The 19,791-nt window shown below is 60.5% G+C and carries 20 protein-coding genes; 13 read left to right on the top strand and 7 right to left on the bottom strand.

All coding sequences use genetic code 11. The features are described from left to right. Window positions 1-112 precede the first annotated feature (112 nt). The 9 genes from mdcA to madM all read left to right on the top strand — a co-directional run bounded on the left by mdcA (window position 113) and on the right by madM (window position 7,358). Window positions 113-1,783, top strand: coding sequence for a malonate decarboxylase subunit alpha (gene mdcA / locus IAI51_RS13960; RefSeq protein ID WP_093429846.1), 1,671 nt, complete (start codon window positions 113-115; stop codon window positions 1,781-1,783). Then, window positions 1,783-2,655 carry a triphosphoribosyl-dephospho-CoA synthase gene (locus IAI51_RS13955; protein ID WP_187679021.1) on the top strand — a complete coding sequence of 291 codons (873 nt, stop codon included), beginning with the start codon at window positions 1,783-1,785 and terminating at the stop codon, window positions 2,653-2,655. Before mdcA ends, IAI51_RS13955 begins: the two co-directional genes overlap by 1 nt. Next, window positions 2,655-2,954, top strand: a complete 300-nt coding sequence (locus tag IAI51_RS13950) for a malonate decarboxylase subunit delta (RefSeq protein WP_007913697.1) — start codon at window positions 2,655-2,657, stop codon at window positions 2,952-2,954. The genes IAI51_RS13955 and IAI51_RS13950 overlap by 1 nt, the downstream gene beginning before the upstream one ends. After that, complete coding sequence (locus IAI51_RS13945; RefSeq protein WP_187679020.1) at window positions 2,947-3,798, top strand: biotin-independent malonate decarboxylase subunit beta; 852 nt, start codon at window positions 2,947-2,949, stop codon at window positions 3,796-3,798. The genes IAI51_RS13950 and IAI51_RS13945 overlap by 8 nt, the downstream gene beginning before the upstream one ends. Continuing rightward, window positions 3,795-4,580 (top strand): biotin-independent malonate decarboxylase subunit gamma, encoded by a 786-nt coding sequence (gene mdcE / locus IAI51_RS13940; RefSeq protein ID WP_187679019.1) that lies wholly within the window; start codon window positions 3,795-3,797, stop codon window positions 4,578-4,580. Before IAI51_RS13945 ends, mdcE begins: the two co-directional genes overlap by 4 nt. Beyond that, on the top strand, window positions 4,574-5,194 hold the full coding sequence (locus IAI51_RS13935; protein ID WP_187679018.1) for a malonate decarboxylase holo-ACP synthase: 621 nt from the start codon (window positions 4,574-4,576) through the stop codon (window positions 5,192-5,194). Before mdcE ends, IAI51_RS13935 begins: the two co-directional genes overlap by 7 nt. Further along, window positions 5,191-6,111, top strand: coding sequence for a malonate decarboxylase subunit epsilon (gene mdcH / locus IAI51_RS13930; RefSeq protein ID WP_187679017.1), 921 nt, complete (start codon window positions 5,191-5,193; stop codon window positions 6,109-6,111). The genes IAI51_RS13935 and mdcH overlap by 4 nt, the downstream gene beginning before the upstream one ends. 64 nt (window positions 6,112-6,175) lie before the next feature. Further along, window positions 6,176-6,592, top strand: a complete 417-nt coding sequence (madL, locus tag IAI51_RS13925) for a malonate transporter subunit MadL (protein WP_187679016.1) — start codon at window positions 6,176-6,178, stop codon at window positions 6,590-6,592. 1 nt (window position 6,593) lies between these two features. Next, window positions 6,594-7,358, top strand: a complete 765-nt coding sequence (gene madM, locus IAI51_RS13920; RefSeq protein WP_187679015.1) for a malonate transporter subunit MadM — start codon at window positions 6,594-6,596, stop codon at window positions 7,356-7,358. Between the two features lie 111 nt (window positions 7,359-7,469). Here the strand turns inward: madM and IAI51_RS13915 are convergent, their stop codons facing one another. After that, complete coding sequence (locus IAI51_RS13915; protein WP_095187015.1) at window positions 7,470-8,384, bottom strand: LysR substrate-binding domain-containing protein; 915 nt, start codon at window positions 8,382-8,384, stop codon at window positions 7,470-7,472. A 162-nt stretch (window positions 8,385-8,546) separates the two neighbouring features. On the opposite strand from IAI51_RS13915, the gene trhA reads away from it, so the two are divergent. Then, window positions 8,547-9,164, top strand: coding sequence for a PAQR family membrane homeostasis protein TrhA (gene trhA, locus IAI51_RS13910; RefSeq protein WP_187679014.1), 618 nt, complete (start codon window positions 8,547-8,549; stop codon window positions 9,162-9,164). Window positions 9,165-9,205: 41 nt separating this feature from the next. Here the strand turns inward: trhA and IAI51_RS13905 are convergent, their stop codons facing one another. Beyond that, window positions 9,206-9,925 (bottom strand): 16S rRNA (uracil(1498)-N(3))-methyltransferase, encoded by a 720-nt coding sequence (locus IAI51_RS13905; RefSeq protein WP_187679013.1) that lies wholly within the window; start codon window positions 9,923-9,925, stop codon window positions 9,206-9,208. Window positions 9,926-10,068: 143 nt separating this feature from the next. After that, a complete protein-coding gene (locus IAI51_RS13900) occupies window positions 10,069-11,475 on the bottom strand; it encodes an adenosylmethionine--8-amino-7-oxononanoate transaminase (protein WP_187679012.1) in 1,407 nt (468 codons plus the stop codon). A gap of 222 nt (window positions 11,476-11,697) precedes the next feature. Between IAI51_RS13900 and IAI51_RS13895 the strand changes: the two genes are divergently transcribed. Further along, window positions 11,698-13,467 (top strand): flavin monoamine oxidase family protein, encoded by a 1,770-nt coding sequence (locus tag IAI51_RS13895; RefSeq protein WP_187679011.1) that lies wholly within the window; start codon window positions 11,698-11,700, stop codon window positions 13,465-13,467. A 375-nt stretch (window positions 13,468-13,842) separates the two neighbouring features. Here the strand turns inward: IAI51_RS13895 and IAI51_RS13890 are convergent, their stop codons facing one another. Then, window positions 13,843-14,205 (bottom strand): hypothetical protein, encoded by a 363-nt coding sequence (locus IAI51_RS13890; protein ID WP_262410344.1) that lies wholly within the window; start codon window positions 14,203-14,205, stop codon window positions 13,843-13,845. Window positions 14,206-14,518: 313 nt separating this feature from the next. Here IAI51_RS13890 and IAI51_RS13885 point away from each other — a divergent pair, with 313 nt between their 5' ends. Both IAI51_RS13885 and IAI51_RS13880 read left to right on the top strand, forming a co-directional pair. After that, window positions 14,519-15,070, top strand: coding sequence for a cytochrome b (locus IAI51_RS13885; protein ID WP_187679010.1), 552 nt, complete (start codon window positions 14,519-14,521; stop codon window positions 15,068-15,070). A gap of 31 nt (window positions 15,071-15,101) precedes the next feature. Then, complete coding sequence (locus IAI51_RS13880) at window positions 15,102-15,695, top strand: YceI family protein (protein WP_187679009.1); 594 nt, start codon at window positions 15,102-15,104, stop codon at window positions 15,693-15,695. A 67-nt stretch (window positions 15,696-15,762) separates the two neighbouring features. Here IAI51_RS13880 and IAI51_RS13875 read toward each other — a convergent pair whose 3' ends face one another. The 3 genes from IAI51_RS13875 to metF form a co-directional block, all read right to left on the bottom strand. Further along, complete coding sequence (locus tag IAI51_RS13875; RefSeq protein ID WP_187679008.1) at window positions 15,763-17,667, bottom strand: DEAD/DEAH box helicase; 1,905 nt, start codon at window positions 17,665-17,667, stop codon at window positions 15,763-15,765. 221 nt (window positions 17,668-17,888) lie between these two features. Next, window positions 17,889-18,701 (bottom strand): substrate-binding periplasmic protein, encoded by an 813-nt coding sequence (locus IAI51_RS13870; protein ID WP_187679007.1) that lies wholly within the window; start codon window positions 18,699-18,701, stop codon window positions 17,889-17,891. 147 nt (window positions 18,702-18,848) lie between these two features. After that, complete coding sequence (metF, locus tag IAI51_RS13865) at window positions 18,849-19,694, bottom strand: methylenetetrahydrofolate reductase [NAD(P)H] (RefSeq protein ID WP_003229047.1); 846 nt, start codon at window positions 19,692-19,694, stop codon at window positions 18,849-18,851. Window positions 19,695-19,791: the final 97 nt, after the last annotated feature.

Raw genomic sequence — 19,791 nt, 5'->3', positions numbered from 1 at the left:
ATTGGGTTGGTGAACGTTACGCTAAGCGTAATGATTCACCGCCCTGCTTGATTGATGCCCCCACCCCACACGCCTAACTTAGCTCCACGACAGCGAACCCCGTGGAGTGAGCATGACAACAACAATTTCCCCTGACTCGCGCTGGACGCGGCGGCGTGACGAGAAGCAGCGTCGCCTCGACAAGGTGCGCGGGCTGGCCGATGGTGTGGTGTTGCCCACCGACAAGATCGTCGCCGCGCTCGAAGCGCTGATTCATCCCGGCGACCGAGTGGTGCTGGAGGGCAACAACCAGAAGCAGGCAGACTTCCTTTCTCGCTCGCTGGCCAAGGCTGATCCCGAGAAGCTCCACGACCTGCACATGATCATGCCCAGCGTCGGCCGCTCCGAGCACCTCGACCTGTTCGAACGCGGCATCGCCCGCAAGCTCGATTTCTCCTTCGCCGGCACCCAGAGCCTGCGCATCAGCCAGTTGCTTGAAGACGGCCTGCTGGAAATCGGCGCGATCCACACCTACATCGAACTCTACGCCCGGCTGGTGGTGGACCTGATCCCCAACGTCGTGCTCTCGGCCGGCTTCATGGCCGACCGCGCCGGCAACATCTACACCGGCCCGAGCACCGAAGACACCCCGGCGCTGATCGAACCGGCCGCGTTCAGCGACGGCATCGTCATCGTCCAGGTCAACCAGTTGGTCGACGACGTCAGCGAATTGCCCCGTGTGGATATTCCGGCATCGTGGGTCGATTTCGTCGTGGTGGCCGACAAGCCCTTCTACATCGAACCGCTGTTCACCCGCGACCCACGGCACATCAAGCCTGTGCACGTATTGATGGCGATGATGGCGATTCGCGGGATCTACGAAAAACACAACGTGCAGTCGCTCAACCACGGCATCGGTTTCAACACCGCGGCCATCGAACTGATCCTGCCGACCTACGGCGAATCCCTCGGCCTCAAAGGCAAGATCTGCCGCAACTGGACGCTCAACCCGCACCCGACGTTGATCCCGGCGATTGAAAGCGGCTGGGTCGAAAGCGTGCATTGCTTCGGCACCGAACTGGGCATGGAAAACTACATCGCCGCGCGCCCCGACGTGTTCTTCACCGGTCGCGACGGCTCGCTACGTTCCAACCGGATGTTCTGCCAACTGGCCGGGCAGTACGCGGTGGATCTGTTTATCGGCGCGACGTTGCAGGTCGATGGTGACGGCCATTCCTCGACCGTCACCCGTGGCCGTCTCGCCGGTTTCGGCGGCGCGCCGAACATGGGCCATGACCCGCGTGGCCGCCGTCACGGCACGCCGGCGTGGCTGGACATGCGCCACGACGACTCGCAGCAACCGATGCTCGAACGCGGCAAGAAACTCGTGGTGCAAATGGTCGAGACCTTCCAGGAGGGCGGCAAACCGACCTTCGTCGAAACCCTCGACGCGGTGGAAGTGGCGAAGAAAAGCGGCATGCCGCTGGCGCCGATCATGATCTACGGCGATGACGTCACCCACCTGCTCACCGAAGAAGGCATCGCCTATCTGTACAAGGCGCGTTCGCTGGAAGAGCGCCAGGCGATGATCGCCGCTGTTGCCGGCGTCACCGCCATTGGCCTGCGCCACAACCCGAAAGACACCGAACGCATGCGCCGCGAAGGCTTGATCGCCTTGCCCGAAGACCTCGGCATCCGCCGCACCGACGCCACCCGTGAATTACTAGCGGCGAAAAGCGTGGCCGATCTGGTCGAGTGGTCCGGCGGCCTCTACAACCCGCCCGCCAAGTTCAGGAGCTGGTAATGCACGCACTTAACCTGCAAGCGAAACCGATTTCCCTGGCCGAGCGATTGGCGGACATGGCGGTGGATGCGTTGATCGACGAAGCGGATCTGTCGCCGAAACCGGCGCTGGTCGACCGTCGTGGCAACGGCGCGCACACCGATCTGCACTTGGGCCTGATGCACGCCTCGGCGCTGTCGTTGTGGCCGGCGTTCAAGGAGATGGCCGAAGCCGCCATTGAAGTCGGCGAGATCAATCAAACGTTACGTGAAAGCATTGGCCGCATCGGCCGTGAAGGCGAGCAAGCGATGCTCGCGACCACCAACGGTGTGAACACTCATCGCGGTGCAATCTGGGCCTTGGGCCTGTTGGTGACCGCCGCCGCGCTCGAAGCGAAATCCACAGGCGCCAACGCCGTCACCCTGCGCGCTGCACGTCTGGCGCTGCTCGATGATCTTTTTGCACCTCGTCCGCTCAGCCACGGTGCACAAGTCGCGCTGCGTTACGGCGCTCGCGGCGCCCGAGAGGAAGCGCAACTCGGCTTCCCGTCCGTGCTGCAACGTGGCCTGCCACAACTGAAAAAAAGCCGCACTGCCGGCCACGGCGAACAGAATGCCCGGCTCGACGCCTTGCTCGCGATCATGACTGACCTGGCCGACACCTGCGTGCTCTACCGCGCCGGCGAACAAGGCCTGCTAGCCATGCAACACGGCGCGCAAGCGGTGCTTGATGCTGGCGGCAGCGCCAGCCTCACCGGTCGCCGGCGCCTGCATGAACTCGATCAACAACTCATCACATTGAATGCCTCGCCCGGTGGCGCCGCCGACCTGCTCGCCGCCACGCTGCTGCTCGACCGAATCGAGTGCGACGGCACCTTTCAAGGAGCGTTTTGATGGAAACCCTATCGTTTGAATTCCCCGCCGGGCAGCCGCCTCGCGGTCGGGCGCTGGTCGGTTGTGTCGGCTCGGGTGATCTGGAAGTGCTGATCGAACCGGGGCTGGCCGGCAAGTTGACGATCAACGTGCAAACCTCGGTCAACGGCGCACAACTGCGCTGGCAGCATCTGTTTGCGCGGATGTTCGACGGCACCACGCCGCCAGCCATGGCCATCGATATCCACGATTTCGGCGCGACGCCGGGGGTGGTGCGCTTGCGTCTGGAACAAGGTTTCGAGGAGATCGGCCATGACTGACAGCGCAGCGCTGCTCAATAAGCACAGCTTCGTCGAACTCGGCGCGCGGCAACGGGCGAAAGCCTTGCTCGATGCCGGCACCTTCCGCGAATTGCTCGACCCGTTTCAACGCGTCATGTCGCCGTGGCTTGAACGCCAGGGCGTGGTGCCGCAAGCCGATGACGGTGTGGTGATCGCCAAGGGCAGCCTCGACGGTTTGCCGGTGGTGATCGCGGCCATCGAAGGCGCGTTTCAGGGCGGCAGCCTCGGCGAAGTCGGCGGGGCGAAGATTGCCGGTGCACTGGAACTGGCAGCCGAGGACAACCGCAACGGCATTCCGACCCGCGCCGTGTTGCTGCTGGAAACCGGCGGTGTGCGGTTGCAGGAAGCCAATCTCGGCTTGGCGGCGATTGCCGATATTCATGCGGCGATTGTCGATTTGCAGCAATACCAACCGGTGGTGGGTGTAGTGGCAGGCAGTGTTGGTTGCTTCGGCGGCATGTCGATTGCCGCTGCGCTGTGCAGCTATTTGCTGGTGACCCAGGAAGCACGCCTGGGCCTGAATGGCCCGCAGGTGATCGAGCAGGAAGCCGGGATCGAGGAATACGACTCCCGCGACCGGCCGTTTATCTGGAGCCTGACCGGTGGCGAGCAGCGTTTTGCCAGTGGTTTGGTGGATCGGTTTGCCGCCGATGATGTGGCGCAGATTCGTCAGCAGGTCGGCGAGTTGCTGCAACAAGGCTTGCCAGCGCAACCGCGCAGTCAGCGGGCCGATTGGTTCCTGCAACGGCTGGCCAGCCTCGACACTGACAAGCAAATCGAGCCTTCGGTGGTTCGCGATCTGTATCAAGGAGAGCGCTCATGAGTGGTTATTCATTGCGCGGTTTGAACTGGTTCAACGCGTTGAGCGCGGGCGCGAAAGCTGTAGAAGGTTTGCCGCCCTCGTTGAAGGTTGCCGATGCTGAACTCGGGCGTTTTATCGCCGTCGTCGCTGACCCTGACAACCGTTTCCCCCGTGCCCGTAACGGCGAAGTCGGGTTGCTGGAAGGCTGGGGCCTGGCCAAAGCCGTCGACGATGCGATCAACGCTGACCGCGACAAACCACAAAAGCGTCCACTGATCGCCATCGTCGATGTACCGAGCCAGGCCTATGGTCGTCGCGAAGAAGCCCTCGGCATTCATCAGGCGCTGGCCGGTGCGGCGGACAGTTATGCCCGCGCACGCCTGGCCGGGCATCCGGTGATTGCGCTGTTGGTGGGCAAAGCCATGTCCGGTGCGTTTCTCGCCCACGGCTATCAGGCCAACCGCTTGATCGCCCTGCGTGATCCCGGCGTGATGGTGCATGCGATGGGCAAAGCATCGGCGGCGCGGGTGACTTTGCGCAGCGTCGAAGAACTCGAAGCACTGGCCGCCAGTGTGCCGCCGATGGCCTATGACATCGACAGTTACGCCAGCCTCGGGCTGCTTTGGGAAACCCTGTCGGTGCAGCAGATCGAACAGCCGACAGCCGAAGATCTGACACGAGTGACCGAGTGCTTGAAACAAGCCATCAGCGATGTCACTGGCAATGATTTGAGCAATCGTCTCGGTGCAAAAAATCGTGAAGCGTCCAGTCGCGTGCGTGAGCTGTTGAGGGCGCAGTGGTGAATACGCCTCTGGCCCACGACCTGCTCTGGGGCATGACTCCGGCGCAGTTGCCGGCGGATGCGCCGCAGTGGGCAGTCGAGTCGCTCAGCGCCGGGCAACCGGTGGTGGTGCGCCGTGCGTTAAGTGCTGAGGGTTTTGTCGCCGTGGGCGTGCGTGGTGTATTGCGCGAGCAGCGCTTGGCGGCGTTCATGGCGCTTGATTCGATTGGCTGTCGGGTCGGTCCGGAGGCGTTGTGTCATGTCGACAGCGAGCGTGATCTGCCGGCCATGCGCGCCCTCAAGCAATTGCGGACGATGCTCGATGATTGCGGTTGGATCTGGGGCGTCAGCGGCAGTGCCGGGTTTGAATTGGCCAGTGGTTTTGCGGCGATGCATGAGGGTAGCGATCTCGATCTGATCCTGCGCACACCGCAACGGCTGACCCGCAATCGGGCGCGCAAACTGGTGGCGCTTTTCGATCAGGCAGTGTGCCGGGTCGACATGCAATTGCAGACGCCGTTCGGCGCCGTAGCCCTGCGTGAATGGGCCAGCACTTCGGCGCGGGTGCTGCTGAAAAGCGCGCATCAGGCGTGTCTGGTTGCTGATCCATGGAACCCGCAGGAGCAGGCAGCATGAGCAGTCTGTTGGTGTTCCCCGGTCAGGGCGCGCAGCAACCGGGCATGCTCCAGCGTTTGCCTCGGGAAACGTTGACCGAGGCCAGTGATGTGCTGGGTGAAGATGTCTTGCTGCTTGATTCTGCCGAAGCGCTGCGCAGTACAAGGGCGGTGCAGCTCTGCCTGCTGATCGCCGGTGTCGCGGCTTCGCGACAGTTGTTGCAGGACAGTTTGAACGCGGACTATGTCGCCGGCCTGTCCATCGGTGCTTACCCCGCAGCGGTGGTGGCCGGGGCCTTGAGCTTCAGTGATGCGCTGCATCTGGTCAGCCTGCGCGGTGAGTTGATGCAACAGGCTTATCCACAGGGCTTTGGCATGACCGCGATCATCGGTCTGCAACTGTCCACCGTCGAAACGTTGCTGGGGCAAGTTCACAGCGCCGAAACGCCGGTTTATCTGGCCAATATCAATGCCGATAACCAGGTGGTGATTGCCGGCAGCGACAAGGCGATGCAAGCGGTGGCCGAACTCGCGCGCAGCCGTGGCGCGGGTCTGGCGAAACGTCTGGCAGTCAGCGTGCCGTCGCACTGTCCGCTGCTTGAAAAACCGGCGCAAACCCTCGCCGAAGCCTTCGCCAAAGTACAACTGCAAGCCCCGAAAATCGCCTACCTGAGCGGCAGCCGCGCGCGCCCGGTAATCAAGGTCGATGCCCTGCGCGACGATCTCGCTTACAACATGTGTCGCATCGTGGATTGGCGCGGCACCGTGCAAAGCGCCTACGAGCGCGGCGTGCGGCTACAGATCGAACTGCCGCCCGGTGCGGTGCTGACCGGGCTGGCGCGCCGGGTGTTCGAGCAAGGCACCGTCACTGCCTTCGACAGTGCTCGCCTCGACACCTTGCAGGCGCTGTTGCGTGAGGAGGGAAGCCGCCGAACCTAAAACGCCGACTCAAGCTTCGAACAACAAAAACAACATTCGACGATGCACTTTGAGGACTACAACAATGATTATTTACGGTGTGGCGCTGTTGGCGATCTGTACGCTGGCAGGGGTGATCATGGGCGACATGCTCGGCGTGTTGCTGGGCGTCAAATCCAACGTCGGCGGGGTCGGCATCGCGATGATCCTGTTGATCTGCGCGCGGTTGTGGATGCAGAAACGCGGCGGCATGACCAAGGAGTGCGAGATGGGCGTCGGCTTCTGGGGCGCCATGTACATTCCGGTGGTGGTGGCGATGGCCGCGCAACAGAACGTCGTCACCGCGCTGCACGGCGGCACGGTCGCAGTGCTGGCGGCGATTGGTTCGGTGGTGGTCTGCGGTTTTACGATTGCCCTGATCAGCCGCACTCACAAGGGCGAGCCACTGCCTGACGAGCCGGCGGAAATCTCTCCGGTCGGCACGCCGGTAGGAGGTCGCTGATATGTGGGATCTCATTGAAAAAGGTCTGGAACACAACGGTCTGATCACTGCCTTCGCTTTTGTCGGCGTGATCATGTGGGTGTCGGTGGTTCTCTCCAAACGCCTGACTTTCGGACGCATTCACGGCTCGGCGATTGCCATCGTCATCGGTCTGGTGCTGGCGTGGGTCGGCGGCACCATGACGGGCGGGCAGAAAGGTTTGGCGGATCTGACGCTGTTCTCCGGCATCGGCCTGATGGGCGGGGCAATGCTGCGTGATTTCGCGATTGTTGCCACCGCGTTTGAAGTGCAGGCGACCGAGGCGAAAAAGGCCGGGACGATCGGGGTGATTGCGTTGTTGCTGGGCACGATCCTGCCGTTCATTGTCGGCGCGAGCATGGCCTGGGCGTTTGGTTATCGCGATGCGGTGAGCATGACCACCATCGGCGCTGGCGCGGTGACCTACATCGTTGGCCCTGTGACCGGTGCGGCGATTGGTGCGAGTTCGGATGTGATGGCGCTGTCGATTGCCACCGGGTTGATCAAGGCGATTCTGGTGATGGTCGGCACGCCGGTCGCGGCGCGCTGGATGGGCCTGGATAACCCGCGTTCGGCGATGGTGTTTGGCGGGTTGGCCGGGACGGTGAGTGGTGTGACTGCCGGGCTGGCGGCGACGGATCGGCGGTTGGTGCCTTATGGGGCGCTGACGGCGACGTTCCACACCGGGCTTGGGTGCTTGCTTGGGCCTTCGTTGCTGTTCTTTATTGTTCGCGCGATTGTTGGCTAGGTTCGGGTTTTGAGTCGTCTGGGCTGACGCCTTCGCTAGCAGGCTCGCTCCCACAGGGAAATGCATTCCAACTGTGGGAGCGAGCCTGCTCGCGAAGGAGACGACACGGTCTCAAGCCTGCCGATTGGCATACATCCGACACTCCGCCAACAACGCCAGCAAATTCGGATCGCGCTCCTTGGCCTTCAGAAACACCACGCCAATGTGCTGCTGCAACCGGTACTTCTCCTGCAACGGAATCAGCTTCACCCGATTCTCATACACCGCCGCAATCCTTCCCGGCAGCAGCGCATAACCCACCCCGGAACTGACCATGCTCAACAGCGTGAAGATGTCATTCACCTGCATCGCCACCTTCGGTTCGAACCCAGCCTGCTTGAACACCCGATTGCCGTCCTGATGGGTGGCGAAGCCTTGGGTCAGGGTGATGAAGGTTTCGTCGCGAACTTCTGCCAGATCGACTTCACTGCGCTGGGCGAACCGTGAATCTGCTGGCGTGGCGAGGAAGATGTCGTCGGAGAACAGCGCAATCTGCTCGCAGTCCGGGTCGTTGATGCTGTCGTCCAGCGACACCAGGATCGCGTCGACTTCCATGTTTTTCAGCTTGTAGAGCAGGTCGATGTTCGAGCCGAGGATCAGGTCGATGTTGAGTTCGCTGCGACGGATCTTCAGGCCCATGATCAGTTGCGGCACGGTCTTCACTGTCAGCGAGTACAGCGAGCCCAGCTTGAAGCGTTCTGCGGAGAACCCGGCGGCTTCGCGGGTCAGGCGCACGCTTTCGACCACGTCCTGAATCAGCTTCTGTGCGCGTTCTTCCAGCACATAGGCACTTTCCAGCGGCGTCAGGTTGCGCCCTTCGTGTTTGAACAGCGGGCAGCGCAGGGCGCTTTCCAGCGAATGAATCGCGCGGTGCACGCTGACGTTGCTGGTCTGCAACTCCGCAGCGGCGCGGGCCAGATTGCCGGTGCGCATGAAGGCGAGGAACACCTCGAGTTTTTTCAGGGTCAACTCTTCGTCGATCAACATGGCGCGGACTCTTTTTTATGTCGGCCGATTGTGCACGGAAGATCAAAAGATCGCAGCCTTGGGCAGCGCCTACAGGAGATCATGTTTAACGGAAACATTGCGCTTTTACGCTCAAGGCCCGAGCCTTGCGCGCTGCGGTAACGAATTTGAGGTGAGCGATACATGTATCACGGGGAACGATTGAACGCCTGGACGCATCTGGTCGGGGCGGTGGCGGCTTTTATCGGTGGGGTGTGGATGCTGGTGATTGCCTGTCTGGATGGCAGTCCCTGGAAGATTGTCAGTGTGGCGATTTACGCCTTTACCTTGCTGGTGCTCTACAGCGCATCGACCGTGTACCACAGCGTGCGCGGGCGCAAGAAAGCGATCATGAAGAAGGTCGATCACTTTTCGATCTACCTGCTGATCGCCGGGAGTTACACGCCGTTCTGTCTGGTGACCCTGCGCGGGCCGTGGGGCTGGACGTTGTTCGGGATTGTCTGGGGGCTGGCGCTGATCGGTATTCTGCAAGAGATCAAACCGCGCTCCGAGGCGCGGATTCTGTCGATTGTGATCTACGCGGTGATGGGCTGGATTGTGCTGGTGGCGGTCAAGCCGTTATTGGCGGCACTGGGCACCACCGGTTTCGCCTGGCTGGCCACGGGCGGGGTTTTGTACACCGTGGGGATTGTCTTTTTTGCCCTGGATCACCGGTTGCGGCATGCGCACGGGATCTGGCATCTGTTTGTGATTGCCGGGAGCTTGCTGCACTTTGTGGCGATTATGTTTTACGTCTTGTAGACCGAGGTGCGACTAATCGCTGGCTTGCCAGCGATGGCGCCCTAGAAATCACCCCAAAGTTGCTGGGCCACCGCCAGTGCAACCACCGGCGCGGTCTCAGTGCGCAACACTCGTGGGCCGAGGCGGGCGGCGTGGAAGCCGTTGCCCCTGGCCTGCTCGACCTCGGCATCGGACAACCCACCCTCCGGCCCGATCAGGAACGCCAGTGTCGAAGGTTTTGCATGGCTCACCATCGGCTCAGCTATTGGATGCAGTACTAGCTTCAGATCAGCTTCAGTCTGCTTGATCCAGTCTGCCAACAGCACCGGCGGATGAATCACCGGCACCCGCGAACGCCCGCATTGCTCACAAGCGCTGATCGCCACCTGGCGCCAGTGGAGCAGGCGTTTGTCGGCGCGTTCGTCCTTCAGGCGCACTTCGCAGCGCTCGCTGAAGATCGGGGTGATTTCAGTGACGCCCAGTTCGGTGGCTTTCTGAATCGCCCAGTCCATTCGCTCGCCACGGGACAGGCCTTGGCCGAGGTGGATTTGCAGCGGCGATTCGATCTGCCCGGCAAGTTGCTCGTCGATCTGCACGACGACGCGTTTCTTGCCGACTTCCACCAGCGATCCGCGAAACTCATGGCCGGAGCCGTCGAACATCTGCACCGCATCGCCCTCGGCCATGCGCAGCACGCGGCTGATGTAATGCGCCTGAGCTTCCGGCAATTCGTGTTGGCCGGTGCTCAGCGGGGCGTCGATAAAGAAGCGGGACAGTCTCATGCGGGGTCTCTGTAAAAAGTGTAAAAGTCTGGCGGCCCCATCGCTGGCAAGCCAGCTCCCACAAGGACTGCGCAGAACCTGTGGGAGCTGGCTTGCCAGCGATGACGATAGTCCGGTCACCGCTGAAGCTTAAGTGAAATAGATCAGCCCGGATCACGGAATCCGGGATGGAAATCTTTCGGCACCGCCACGTTGACGCTGTCACGCGTAGCGATGTCGATGCCTTCGCTGGCGACGTCGGCGAGGAAGTCGATCTGCTCCGGGGTAATCACGTAGGGCGGCAGGAAATACACCACGCTGCCCAGCGGACGCAGCAACGCGCCACGCTCCAGCGCATGCTGGAACACCTTCAAGCCACGACGTTCCTGCCAAGGGTAGGCCTCTTTGCTGGCTTTATCCTTGACCATCTCGATGGCCAGCACCATGCCGGTCTGGCGCACTTCCGACACGTTCGGGTGATCGACCAGATGCGCGGTGGCCGACGCCATGCGTTGGGCGAGCGCCTTGTTGTTCTCGATCACGTTGTCCTGCTCGAAGATATCCAGCGTCGCCAACGCCGCCGCACAGGCCAGCGGGTTGCCGGTGTAGCTGTGCGAGTGGAGGAAGGCGCGCAGGGTCGGATAGTCGTCGTAGAACGCGCTGTAGACCTCGTCGGTGGTCAGGCACGCCGCCAGCGGCAGGTAGCCGCCGGTCAGGGCCTTGGACAGGCAGAGGAAGTCCGGACGGATGCCGGCCTGTTCACAGGCGAACATGGTGCCGGTGCGGCCAAAGCCGACGGCGATTTCGTCGTGGATCAGGTGCACGCCATAACGGTCGCAGGCTTCGCGCAGCAGCTTGAGATACACCGGGTGATACATGCGCATGCCGCCGGCGCCCTGGATCAACGGTTCGACGATCACGGCTGCAACGCTGTCGTGATTCTCAGCCAGTGTCTGTTCCATCGCCGCGAACATATTGCGCGAGTGTTCTTCCCAGCTCATGCCTTCGGGGCGCAGGTAGCAATCCGGGCTCGGCACCTTGATGGTGTCCATCAGCAGGGCTTTATAGGTTTCGGTGAACAGCGGCACGTCACCGACTGCCATCGCCGCCATGGTCTCGCCGTGGTAGCTGTTGGTCAGGGTAACGAAGCGCTTCTTGTTTGGCTGGCCGCGATTGAGCCAGTAGTGAAAGCTCATTTTCAGCGCGACTTCGATGCAGGACGAACCGTTATCGGCGTAGAACACCCGGTTCAGGCCTTGCGGCGTCATCTTTACCAGACGCTCGGACAGCTCGATCACCGGTTGATGGCTGAAACCGGCGAGAATCACGTGCTCCAGTTGATCGACCTGATCCTTGATGCGCTGGTTGATTCGCGGGTTGGCGTGGCCGAACACGTTGACCCACCAGGAGCTGACCGCGTCGAGGTAGCGCTTGCCTTCGAAGTCTTCGAGCCAGACGCCTTCGCCGCGCTTGATCGGGATCAGCGGCAGCTGCTCGTGGTCTTTCATCTGGGTGCAGGGATGCCACAGCACCGCGAGATCGCGTTGCATCCACTGGTTATTCAGGCCCATTTTCAGTCTCCTCGAGGCGGCTCGCGTCAGGCGCGGGCGAACAATCGCGCAAGCCTATGCAATGCATCGCGCGGGGACAACCCATTGTGTCGATTGAGCTACTTTGTATGAGCCGATAGACGTCGCTGGCGGCGTTTTGATGGCTAACGTATTCTTCGCGGTTCTTTGGGTCGTCTGACCCGCAAAACTGCTTTTTCCTATGTGTTTTCCGGAGTTCGCTGAATGTCTGTCGGTTGGCTGCGCGCCTGTGCGCTGGTGATGTTGGGGCTGTTCAGCGTTACGGCGCTGGCCAAGGATAAAACCGCAATCGTGATCGGCGGCGGCCTTTCGGGTCTGACCGCTGCTTATGAGCTGCAAAACAAAGGCTGGCAGGTGACGCTGCTGGAAGCCAAGCCAGGCATGGGCGGTCGCTCGGGCATGGCCACCAGCGAATGGATCGGCAACGACAAGACGCAGCCGGTGCTGAACAAGTACGTCTCGACCTTCAAACTGGGCACCACGCCGGCACCGGAATTCGTGCGCACCCCGGGTTATCTGATCGACGGCGAGTATTTCTCCGCCGCTGATCTGGCGATCAAGCAACCGTCCACTGCCGATGCCTTGAAGCGCTACCAGAAAACCCTCGATGATCTGGCGCGTTCGATCGACGATCCGCAAAACCCGGCGGCGACCAGCACCCTACACGCGCTGGACCAGATCAACGTATCGAACTGGCTCGACAAGCAAAACCTGCCAGCCACTGCGCGCCAGTTGATCAACCAGGACATCCGCACCCACTACGACGAACCATCGCGTCTGTCGCTGCTGTATTTCGCCCAGCAGAACCGCGTCTATCGCGGCATCTCCGACCGTGACCTGCGCGCCTCGCGTCTGGTCGGCGGCAGTCAGGTGCTGGCGCAGGCCTTCGTCAAACAGATCAAGACCATCAAGACCAACTCGCCGGTTTCCGCCATCAGCCAGGACAAGGACGGCGTGACCGTCAAGGTCGGCAGTGTCGGTTATCAGGCTGACTACGTGGTGTTGGCCGTGCCGCTGCGTGCGCTGAGCAAGATTCAGCTGACGCCTGCGCTGGATGCCCAGCATATGGCGGCGATCAAGGGCACCAACTACGGCTGGCGCGACCAGATCATGTTGAAGTTCAAGACGCCAGTGTGGGAAAGCAAGGCGCGTATGTCCGGCGAAATCTACAGCAACGCAGGTCTGGGCATGCTCTGGATCGAGCCGGCGCTGAAGGGCGGCGCCAACGTGGTGATCAACCTGTCCGGCGACAACTCCCGTGTGATGCAGGCGTTCGGCGACAAACAGATGGTCGATCAGGTGCTGATCCGTCTGCACGCGTTTTATCCACAGGCCCGTGGCTCGTTCACCGGTTATGAAATCCGCCGCTACAGCACCGACCCGTCGATGGGTGGCGCGTATCTGGCCTACGGCCCGGGCCAGATCAGCAAGTTCTGGCGTATCTGGGAACGTCCGCTGCAACGCGTAGCGTTCGCCGGTGAACACACCGACACCTTGTACCCGGGCACGCTGGAAGGCGCTCTGCGCACTGGTCAGCGTGCGGCCAGTCAGGTTGAAGATCTGGCGGCAGGCAAATCGTTCGAACCTGCCAAAGTGGTTCCGGCCGCTGCAGCGGCAGGCGCGGCGGGTGCCGTGGCGGCGAAGAAGGGCAACTTCTTCAGCAACCTGTTCGGCGGTTCGGATGACGACAAGAAACCTGAGCCAACCAAGGCCCCGGAGCCGGCTCCAGCGCCAGTAACTCCAGCGCCTGCGCCAACCCCGGCAGCTGCACCAGCACCAGTGGAAGCGCCGAAACCAGCGGCCCCGGTAAAAGCCGAGCCAGCCAAGAAAGCAGCGGCCAAGCCTGCGGCGAAGAAGCCGGCGGCCAAGACCGAAGCGAAAAAAGCTCCGGCAAAACCGGCGGCAAAAAAGGCTGAACCGGCGAAGAAACCGGCGGCCAAGCCTGCTGCAACGACAGAGACCAAGGCGCAGTAAGCCTTCGCTCCAATAAAAAACGCGGCCAAATGGGCCGCGTTTTTTTTGCAATTAAACCTCCACACTTATCTCTGCTGTGCAGTCTCGAGGCTTACCTCTGCACAGGAAGTTTCCCACATAGTATTCAGAGCGAAATGATAGCGGGCACGCGATCTCAAATTTTATGCTTGGATAAATTGGAGGTGACCCGCTATGAAAATACTTACGATACTGCTCGTGTTATTGACACTTTCCGGCTGTGCAAATGGCCGTTTTTTTCCGGGCGGATATAGTTCGGAGCTTGCTCACAAATGCAAGATAGACCCTTATAGCGCAGATTGTTTACAGCCGCCGGCTGTTCTCAAGAACTAATCGAAGATGACAGTGCCGGGCCTGTTAGAAATCCCAATCGTATACTTTCGTACCGTCCGGTAAGTTTCTCAGCCATCTTTCCTTTGGCTTTGAGCTTCGTCCTGGGGTAAAGCCAAAGCGCGCCCAGCGTGGACTGCCGGTGCGTTGATCATAGATGACCAGGTTGCCATCATCCTGAATAGTCATACATGTGTGGTACCAGAGGGATTTGTCAGTGGTGTGAGTACTTTCAGCGATCCAAAGGCGGCGTCTGGACGGATCATAAAGAAAGCCGCTATTGCTGATGACGAACTGCAGAGGATCGCGCATGCGTTTCTGATGCAAGGTTTTACTGTAAGGCTGATTTCCATCTGCCACCCAGATTAATGTTTCACCCTCCTTGATCACCAGATTTCCATCGGCCTGTAAGATCAAACGAAGTGCAATGAGCTATACATAGTTATTGATTGAAAATTTAGCTGTTTGCGGTCTTCCGTAAAGCCGCCTGCCGAGTTCAATACCCCGTATCGCGCCTGATCAGCTAGTAAAAATCGACCAGTCTGTCCCAAGCGCGATGCGGCAAAATCGCCTTTAATCTTTCCTTAACGCATCACTTCCAGACTCTTCATCGTATTTCTCGATATTTCAAAGCGAAATTTTCCGCTTTAATTCGATAGATAACTCGCTAGTCTTGGTTCGCAGTTCTCACAGGATTTAGGCAATGCAGCTACGTAACTCTTCTTCGCGCTATGGTTGGGTCAGCATCTTCATGCACTGGGGCGTGGCGCTGGTGGTCTTCGGACTGTTCGCGCTGGGTCTGTGGATGGTTGGGCTGGATTACTACAGCAGCTGGCGCAAAGACGCGCCGGATCTACACAAGAGCATCGGTCTGGTGCTGCTGGGTGTGATGGTGTTGCGGGTGTTGTGGCGCTTTATCAGCCCACCGCCGCCAACGCTGCAAAGCTACAGCCGCATGACTCGTATCGGCGCCAAGTTCGGCCACGGGTTTCTGTATGTCGGGCTGTTCGCTGTGATGCTTGCCGGTTACCTGATTTCCACCGCAGACGGTGTCGGGATTCCGGTGTTTGGCCTGTTTGAAGTTCCTGCACTGGTTTCCGGGCTACCGGATCAGGCAGATACCGCTGGGGTGATTCATCTCTGGCTGGCGTGGGCGCTGGTAATTTTTTCCGGTCTCCATGCGTTGGCAGCATTGAAGCACCACTTTATCGATCGTGATGCGACCCTCACTCGAATGCTCGGTCGCAAAGCCTGAAGTTCAACCTCGACTCAAAGGAAAAGAAAGCATGTTGAAAAAGACTCTGGCCGCTCTGGCAATCGGTTCTGCCGTGCTGTCCGCCAACGTAATGGCCGCTGACTACACCGTCGACAAAGAAGGCCAGCACGCCTTCGTTGACTTCAAGATCAGCCACCTGGGCTACAGCTTCATCACCGGTACTTTCAAAGACATCGACGGCAAGTTCAGCTTTGACGCTGCCAAGCCTGAAGACAGCAAAATCGAGTTCAACGTCAATACCGCCAGCGTATTCACCAACCATGCCGAGCGCGACAAACACATCGCCAGCGCTGACTTCCTGGACGTGAGCAAGTACGCCAAAGCGACCTTCGTCTCTACCAGCGTCAAGCCAACCGGCAAGAATGCCGATGGCAAGGTCACTGCTGACGTGACCGGCGACCTGAGCTTTCACGGCGTGACCAAGCCAATCGTGGTCAAGGCCACTTTCCTGGGTGAAGGCAAGGATCCATGGGGCGGTTACCGTGCCGGTTTCGAAGGCACTACCAGCATCAAGCGCTCTGATTTCGGCAAGATGATGGTTCTGGGTCCACAGTCCGATAACGTCGATCTGTACATCACGTTTGAAGGTGTCAAAGCGAAATAACTTTCGCGACGGATAAAAAAATGCCCCTGATCTCGCGATCAGGGGCATTTTTTATGGCTGCGTTAAATCAGCGGTTGCGGGTCAGCAACGCTGGTTTCTCGCCGCGCGGACGGCCTGGCAGTTGATCAAGTTGCTCAGGAGTCGGGAAACGATCGGTTTTTGACTCCTTGTGAATGATCTTCGGTGCCGGGCCGCGCGGATTTTGCACGGCAGGTTCCGAACGCGGCTGGTCGTCGGTGCGAGCCGGGCGACGGTTGCGGGACTCCTCGCGACGGGCCTGGCCGTCACGTGGAGCACCGCTGCGCGGGCCGTTGCGCTTGGCCGGCGGAGTGCCGGTGGTGGCGCCATCGCTGCTGCGTGGGCCGCTTTGACGACCCTGAGGCTTACCGCTGCCGCTGCCGCTGCCGCTGCCGCTGCCGCTGCGCGGAGCACCTGCACCCGCTGTCGTGCCTTGTGCCGGAGCACCCGGACGGCGACCACGGCCCTGAGCCGGTTTGGCTTGAGGAACGTAATCAACGCGGTTACCGAAGTTATCGACATCGTCGTCGAGGAACTCGTCCGGTGCACGATCGGCAGCGGCGCGTGGCGGCTGCGATGGCTGACGCTGTTCACGGGCCGGGGTGCCTTCGCGCGGCTTCTGCTGACGGGCAGGACGCTCGCCACGTTCGCCGGCCGGTTTTTCCTTGCCCTTGTCCTTGCCTTTGTCTTTACGACCGCCGCCACCGCCGCCGCCATTCGGGCCGTCGCCGCGTGGGCCGCGAGGATTGCGCGGGTTGCGCACGTCCGGACGCTCACGCACTTCCGGCTTCTCGGCTTCAATGGTGCTCGAGTCGAAGCCCATCAGGTTGCCATCGGCAATCTTCTGCTTGGTCATGCGCTCGATGCTTTTCAGCAGCTTTTCTTCGTCCGGGGCAACCAGCGAGATCGCCTCACCCGAACGACCGGCGCGGCCAGTGCGGCCGATACGGTGTACGTAATCTTCATCGACGTTCGGCAGTTCGAAGTTGACCACGTGTGGCAACTGGTCGATGTCCAGACCGCGAGCGGCGATGTCGGTCGCGACCAGAATGCGCACTTCGCCAGCCTTGAAGTCGGCCAGTGCTTTGGTGCGGGCGTTCTGGCTCTTGTTGCCGTGGATCGCCACAGCCGGCAGGCCGTGCTTGTCCAGGTACTCGGCCAGACGGTTGGCGCCATGCTTGGTGCGAGTGAACACCAGTACCTGTTCCCAGGCGCCTGCGGTGATCAGGTGCGCCAGCAGTGCACGCTTGTGGCTGGCCGGCAGACGGAACACGCGTTGCTCGATGCGCTCGACCGTGGTGTTCGGCGGCGTCACTTCGATGCGTTCCGGGTTGTGCAGCAGTTTGCCGGCGAGGTCGGTGATGTCTTTGGAGAACGTTGCCGAGAACAGCAGGTTCTGACGCTTGGCCGGCAGACGCGCGAGGACTTTCTTCACGTCGTGGACGAAGCCCATGTCGAGCATGCGGTCGGCTTCGTCGAGCACAAGAATTTCGACGTGGGACAGATCGACGCTGCCCTGGCCGCACAGGTCGAGCAAACGACCCGGGCAAGCAACGAGGACGTCAACGCCACGGGACATGGCCTGAACCTGCGGGTTCATGCCGACGCCGCCAAAAATGCAGGCGCTGACGAATTTCAGGTCACGGGCGTAGATCTTGAAGCTCTCGTGAACCTGGGCCGCGAGTTCGCGGGTCGGGGTCAGGACCAGTACGCGTGGTTGGCGCGGGCCGTGACGCTGGGATTTGTCCGGGTGACCGTTGGGGAACAACCGCTCCAGAATCGGAAGGGCGAAACCTCCGGTTTTACCAGTACCTGTCTGAGCCGCAACCATCAGGTCGCGACCTTGCAACACGGCGGGAATGGCCCGCTGTTGCACCGGAGTAGGCTCGGTATAGCCCGCATCTTCGATGGCGCGGACTAAAGCCTCGGAGAGACCGAGGGAAGCAAAGGACATGAGTAATCCTGTTTTAGTTAGGGCTTGGCCCAATGGGAGTCTTGCCTGGCGCGAATAGCGTTTAAGAGGACGCAATCCCGTCCGGTCCTGCTGCGGTTCCGAAGGCACGTCTGGAGTGCTCGCGCGGGCTGAAAGCTGCGCTGTAGCGGGTCGAGAGGCCTGTTACGGTTCCGGGCGTCCGGGCGTGAGCCTGGCGGGAACGCCGGAGTATAACAGAGCAATCACTGCGCGCTGCTTTCCTGCTGCTCAACGGTTTTGCTGCTCGCCGAGACATTCCCCAGTGGCGTGGCTCCGGTTGGCGCTGCGCCATAACGCGCGCTCAGCTCGGCATAGGCCGGTTCACGCTTGAATCGCTTGAGCTCGGCGCCAAAACGCTGCACCAGTAAATCCATACCAGCATTGCGCCGAACCGCAAGAAATTGGCTCTGACGGCTAATGACAGTGGGGTTTTCGCTGATCTGGTCACGGATATTCAACTGATCGAGCAAATGCTGGCCGACGCGGCGATCAGTAATCAGCAAATCGATGCGCCCGCGCACCAGTTTTCCGAAATTGGCTTCGTGGGTCGGCGCCGGTTCGCGGGTGAACAGAGTCGATTCGCTGAAGTCGGGGCTGTACAGATAACCCGGCGAGGTGCCGATGGTCAGGCCTTTGAGCTCTTCGAGTGTGCTGAACGGGTGCGGCCGGTCGTTGGCGTAGAACATCACGAACTCGACGTCCGACAGCGGTTCGCTGGGGTAGAGCAGAGTGGCGTCGCGCTCGTCGCTGTGAAAAATGTCCAGTGCGCCATCAGCCTGACCGGTTTCAAGCATCGACAGACAACGCTTCCACGGCAGGAATTGCCATTCGACCTCAATGCCCAGGCGCTTGAACACGATGGCCGTGGTTTCGTAGTCCAGCCCGAGGTTCTTGCCGTTCTCCTCATAGACATAAGGCGCCCACGGCTCGGTGACAATACGCAACTTCTCGCCCCGAGCGGCGAAGCTCAGGCAAGCAAAAACCAGCACGGCGAATAACTGCGTGATCAAAGGCATGGCTTGAGATTACGACGAGAAACCGCAAAGAGCCAGAAAGTGACAGCACAAGCTCTAATTCGGGGATTCAAACGCAAAAAATCGCAGCCACAACAACCCCTGTAGGAGTTGCCGAAGGCTGCGATCTTTTGATCTTGCTTGTAGCGTTTAGCGCGGCAACTTCAGATTATTCCAGATCGCCAGGCTAGGTTCGGCCTGGTTCATGGAATAGAAGTGCAGCCCTGGTGCGCCGCCCTGAAGCAGGCGTTCGCACATTTCGCTGACGACTTGCTCGCCAAAGCGCTGAATGCTTTGGCTGTCGTCGCCGTAGGCTTCCAGTTGCTTGCGAATCCAGCGCGGGATTTCCGCACCGCAGGCATCGGAGAAGCGCGCGAGTTTGCTGTAGTTGGTGATCGGCATGATCCCCGGCACCACCGGAATATCCACGCCCAGCGCCTGCAAACGGTCGACGAAGTAGAAGTAGCTGTCGGCGTTGAAGAAGTACTGGGTGATCGCGCTGTCGGCGCCGGCGCGGGCCTTGCGCACGAAATTGGCGAGATCGTCTTCGTAATTGCGCGCCTGCGGATGCATCTCCGGGTAAGCGGCCACTTCGATGTGGAAATGATCGCCGGTTTCTTCACGAATGAATTCAACCAGTTCATTGGCGTGACGCAGCTCACCGCTGGTCATGCCCATGCCGGACGGCAGATCACCACGCAGGGCGACGATGCGCTTGATGCCGGCAGCCTTGTACTCGTTCAGCAGGCCGCGCAGGTCGTCCTTGCTGTCGCCGACGCACGACAGGTGCGGTGCGGCGGGTACTTTGACTTCGCTTTCCAGTTGCAAAACGGTGTTGAGGGTGCGATCACGGGTCGAACCACCAGCGCCATAGGTGCAGGAGAAGAAATCGGGATTGTACGTTGCCAACTGACGGGCAACGTTGAGCAGCTTTTCATGCCCAGCATCGGTCTTGGTCGGGAAGAACTCGAAGCTGTAGCGACGGTCTTGGGACATGGTCATACCCTTGGAAACACGTAAGCCGGACGCTGCACCCCTGTAGGAGCTGCCGCAGGCTGCGATCTTTGAAAATCAAAAGATCGCAGCCTGCGGC

The organism is Pseudomonas sp. N40(2020) (genome assembly GCF_014472415.1).
Lineage (GTDB): Bacteria > Pseudomonadota > Gammaproteobacteria > Pseudomonadales > Pseudomonadaceae > Aquipseudomonas.
Note: the sequence above shows the minus strand (reverse complement) of the source record. Positions and strands in the feature narration are given on the sequence as shown.

Coding starts and splice junctions, on each gene's coding strand:
- trhA (WP_187679014.1), top strand. CDS start 8,547: ATGTATCACGGGGAACGATTGAACGCCTGGACGCATCTGGTCGGGGCG.
- mdcH (WP_187679017.1), top strand. CDS start 5,191: ATGAGCAGTCTGTTGGTGTTCCCCGGTCAGGGCGCGCAGCAACCGGGC.
- IAI51_RS13875 (WP_187679008.1), bottom strand. CDS start 17,667: ATGTCCTTTGCTTCCCTCGGTCTCTCCGAGGCTTTAGTCCGCGCCATC.
- metF (WP_003229047.1), bottom strand. CDS start 19,694: ATGTCCCAAGACCGTCGCTACAGCTTCGAGTTCTTCCCGACCAAGACC.
- mdcA (WP_093429846.1), top strand. CDS start 113: ATGACAACAACAATTTCCCCTGACTCGCGCTGGACGCGGCGGCGTGAC.
- madL (WP_187679016.1), top strand. CDS start 6,176: ATGATTATTTACGGTGTGGCGCTGTTGGCGATCTGTACGCTGGCAGGG.
- madM (WP_187679015.1), top strand. CDS start 6,594: ATGTGGGATCTCATTGAAAAAGGTCTGGAACACAACGGTCTGATCACT.
- IAI51_RS13905 (WP_187679013.1), bottom strand. CDS start 9,925: ATGAGACTGTCCCGCTTCTTTATCGACGCCCCGCTGAGCACCGGCCAA.
- IAI51_RS13880 (WP_187679009.1), top strand. CDS start 15,102: ATGTTGAAAAAGACTCTGGCCGCTCTGGCAATCGGTTCTGCCGTGCTG.
- IAI51_RS13870 (WP_187679007.1), bottom strand. CDS start 18,701: ATGCCTTTGATCACGCAGTTATTCGCCGTGCTGGTTTTTGCTTGCCTG.
- IAI51_RS13950 (WP_007913697.1), top strand. CDS start 2,655: ATGGAAACCCTATCGTTTGAATTCCCCGCCGGGCAGCCGCCTCGCGGT.
- IAI51_RS13955 (WP_187679021.1), top strand. CDS start 1,783: ATGCACGCACTTAACCTGCAAGCGAAACCGATTTCCCTGGCCGAGCGA.
- IAI51_RS13900 (WP_187679012.1), bottom strand. CDS start 11,475: ATGGGCCTGAATAACCAGTGGATGCAACGCGATCTCGCGGTGCTGTGG.
- IAI51_RS13895 (WP_187679011.1), top strand. CDS start 11,698: ATGTCTGTCGGTTGGCTGCGCGCCTGTGCGCTGGTGATGTTGGGGCTG.
- IAI51_RS13885 (WP_187679010.1), top strand. CDS start 14,519: ATGCAGCTACGTAACTCTTCTTCGCGCTATGGTTGGGTCAGCATCTTC.
- IAI51_RS13915 (WP_095187015.1), bottom strand. CDS start 8,384: ATGTTGATCGACGAAGAGTTGACCCTGAAAAAACTCGAGGTGTTCCTC.
- mdcE (WP_187679019.1), top strand. CDS start 3,795: ATGAGTGGTTATTCATTGCGCGGTTTGAACTGGTTCAACGCGTTGAGC.
- IAI51_RS13945 (WP_187679020.1), top strand. CDS start 2,947: ATGACTGACAGCGCAGCGCTGCTCAATAAGCACAGCTTCGTCGAACTC.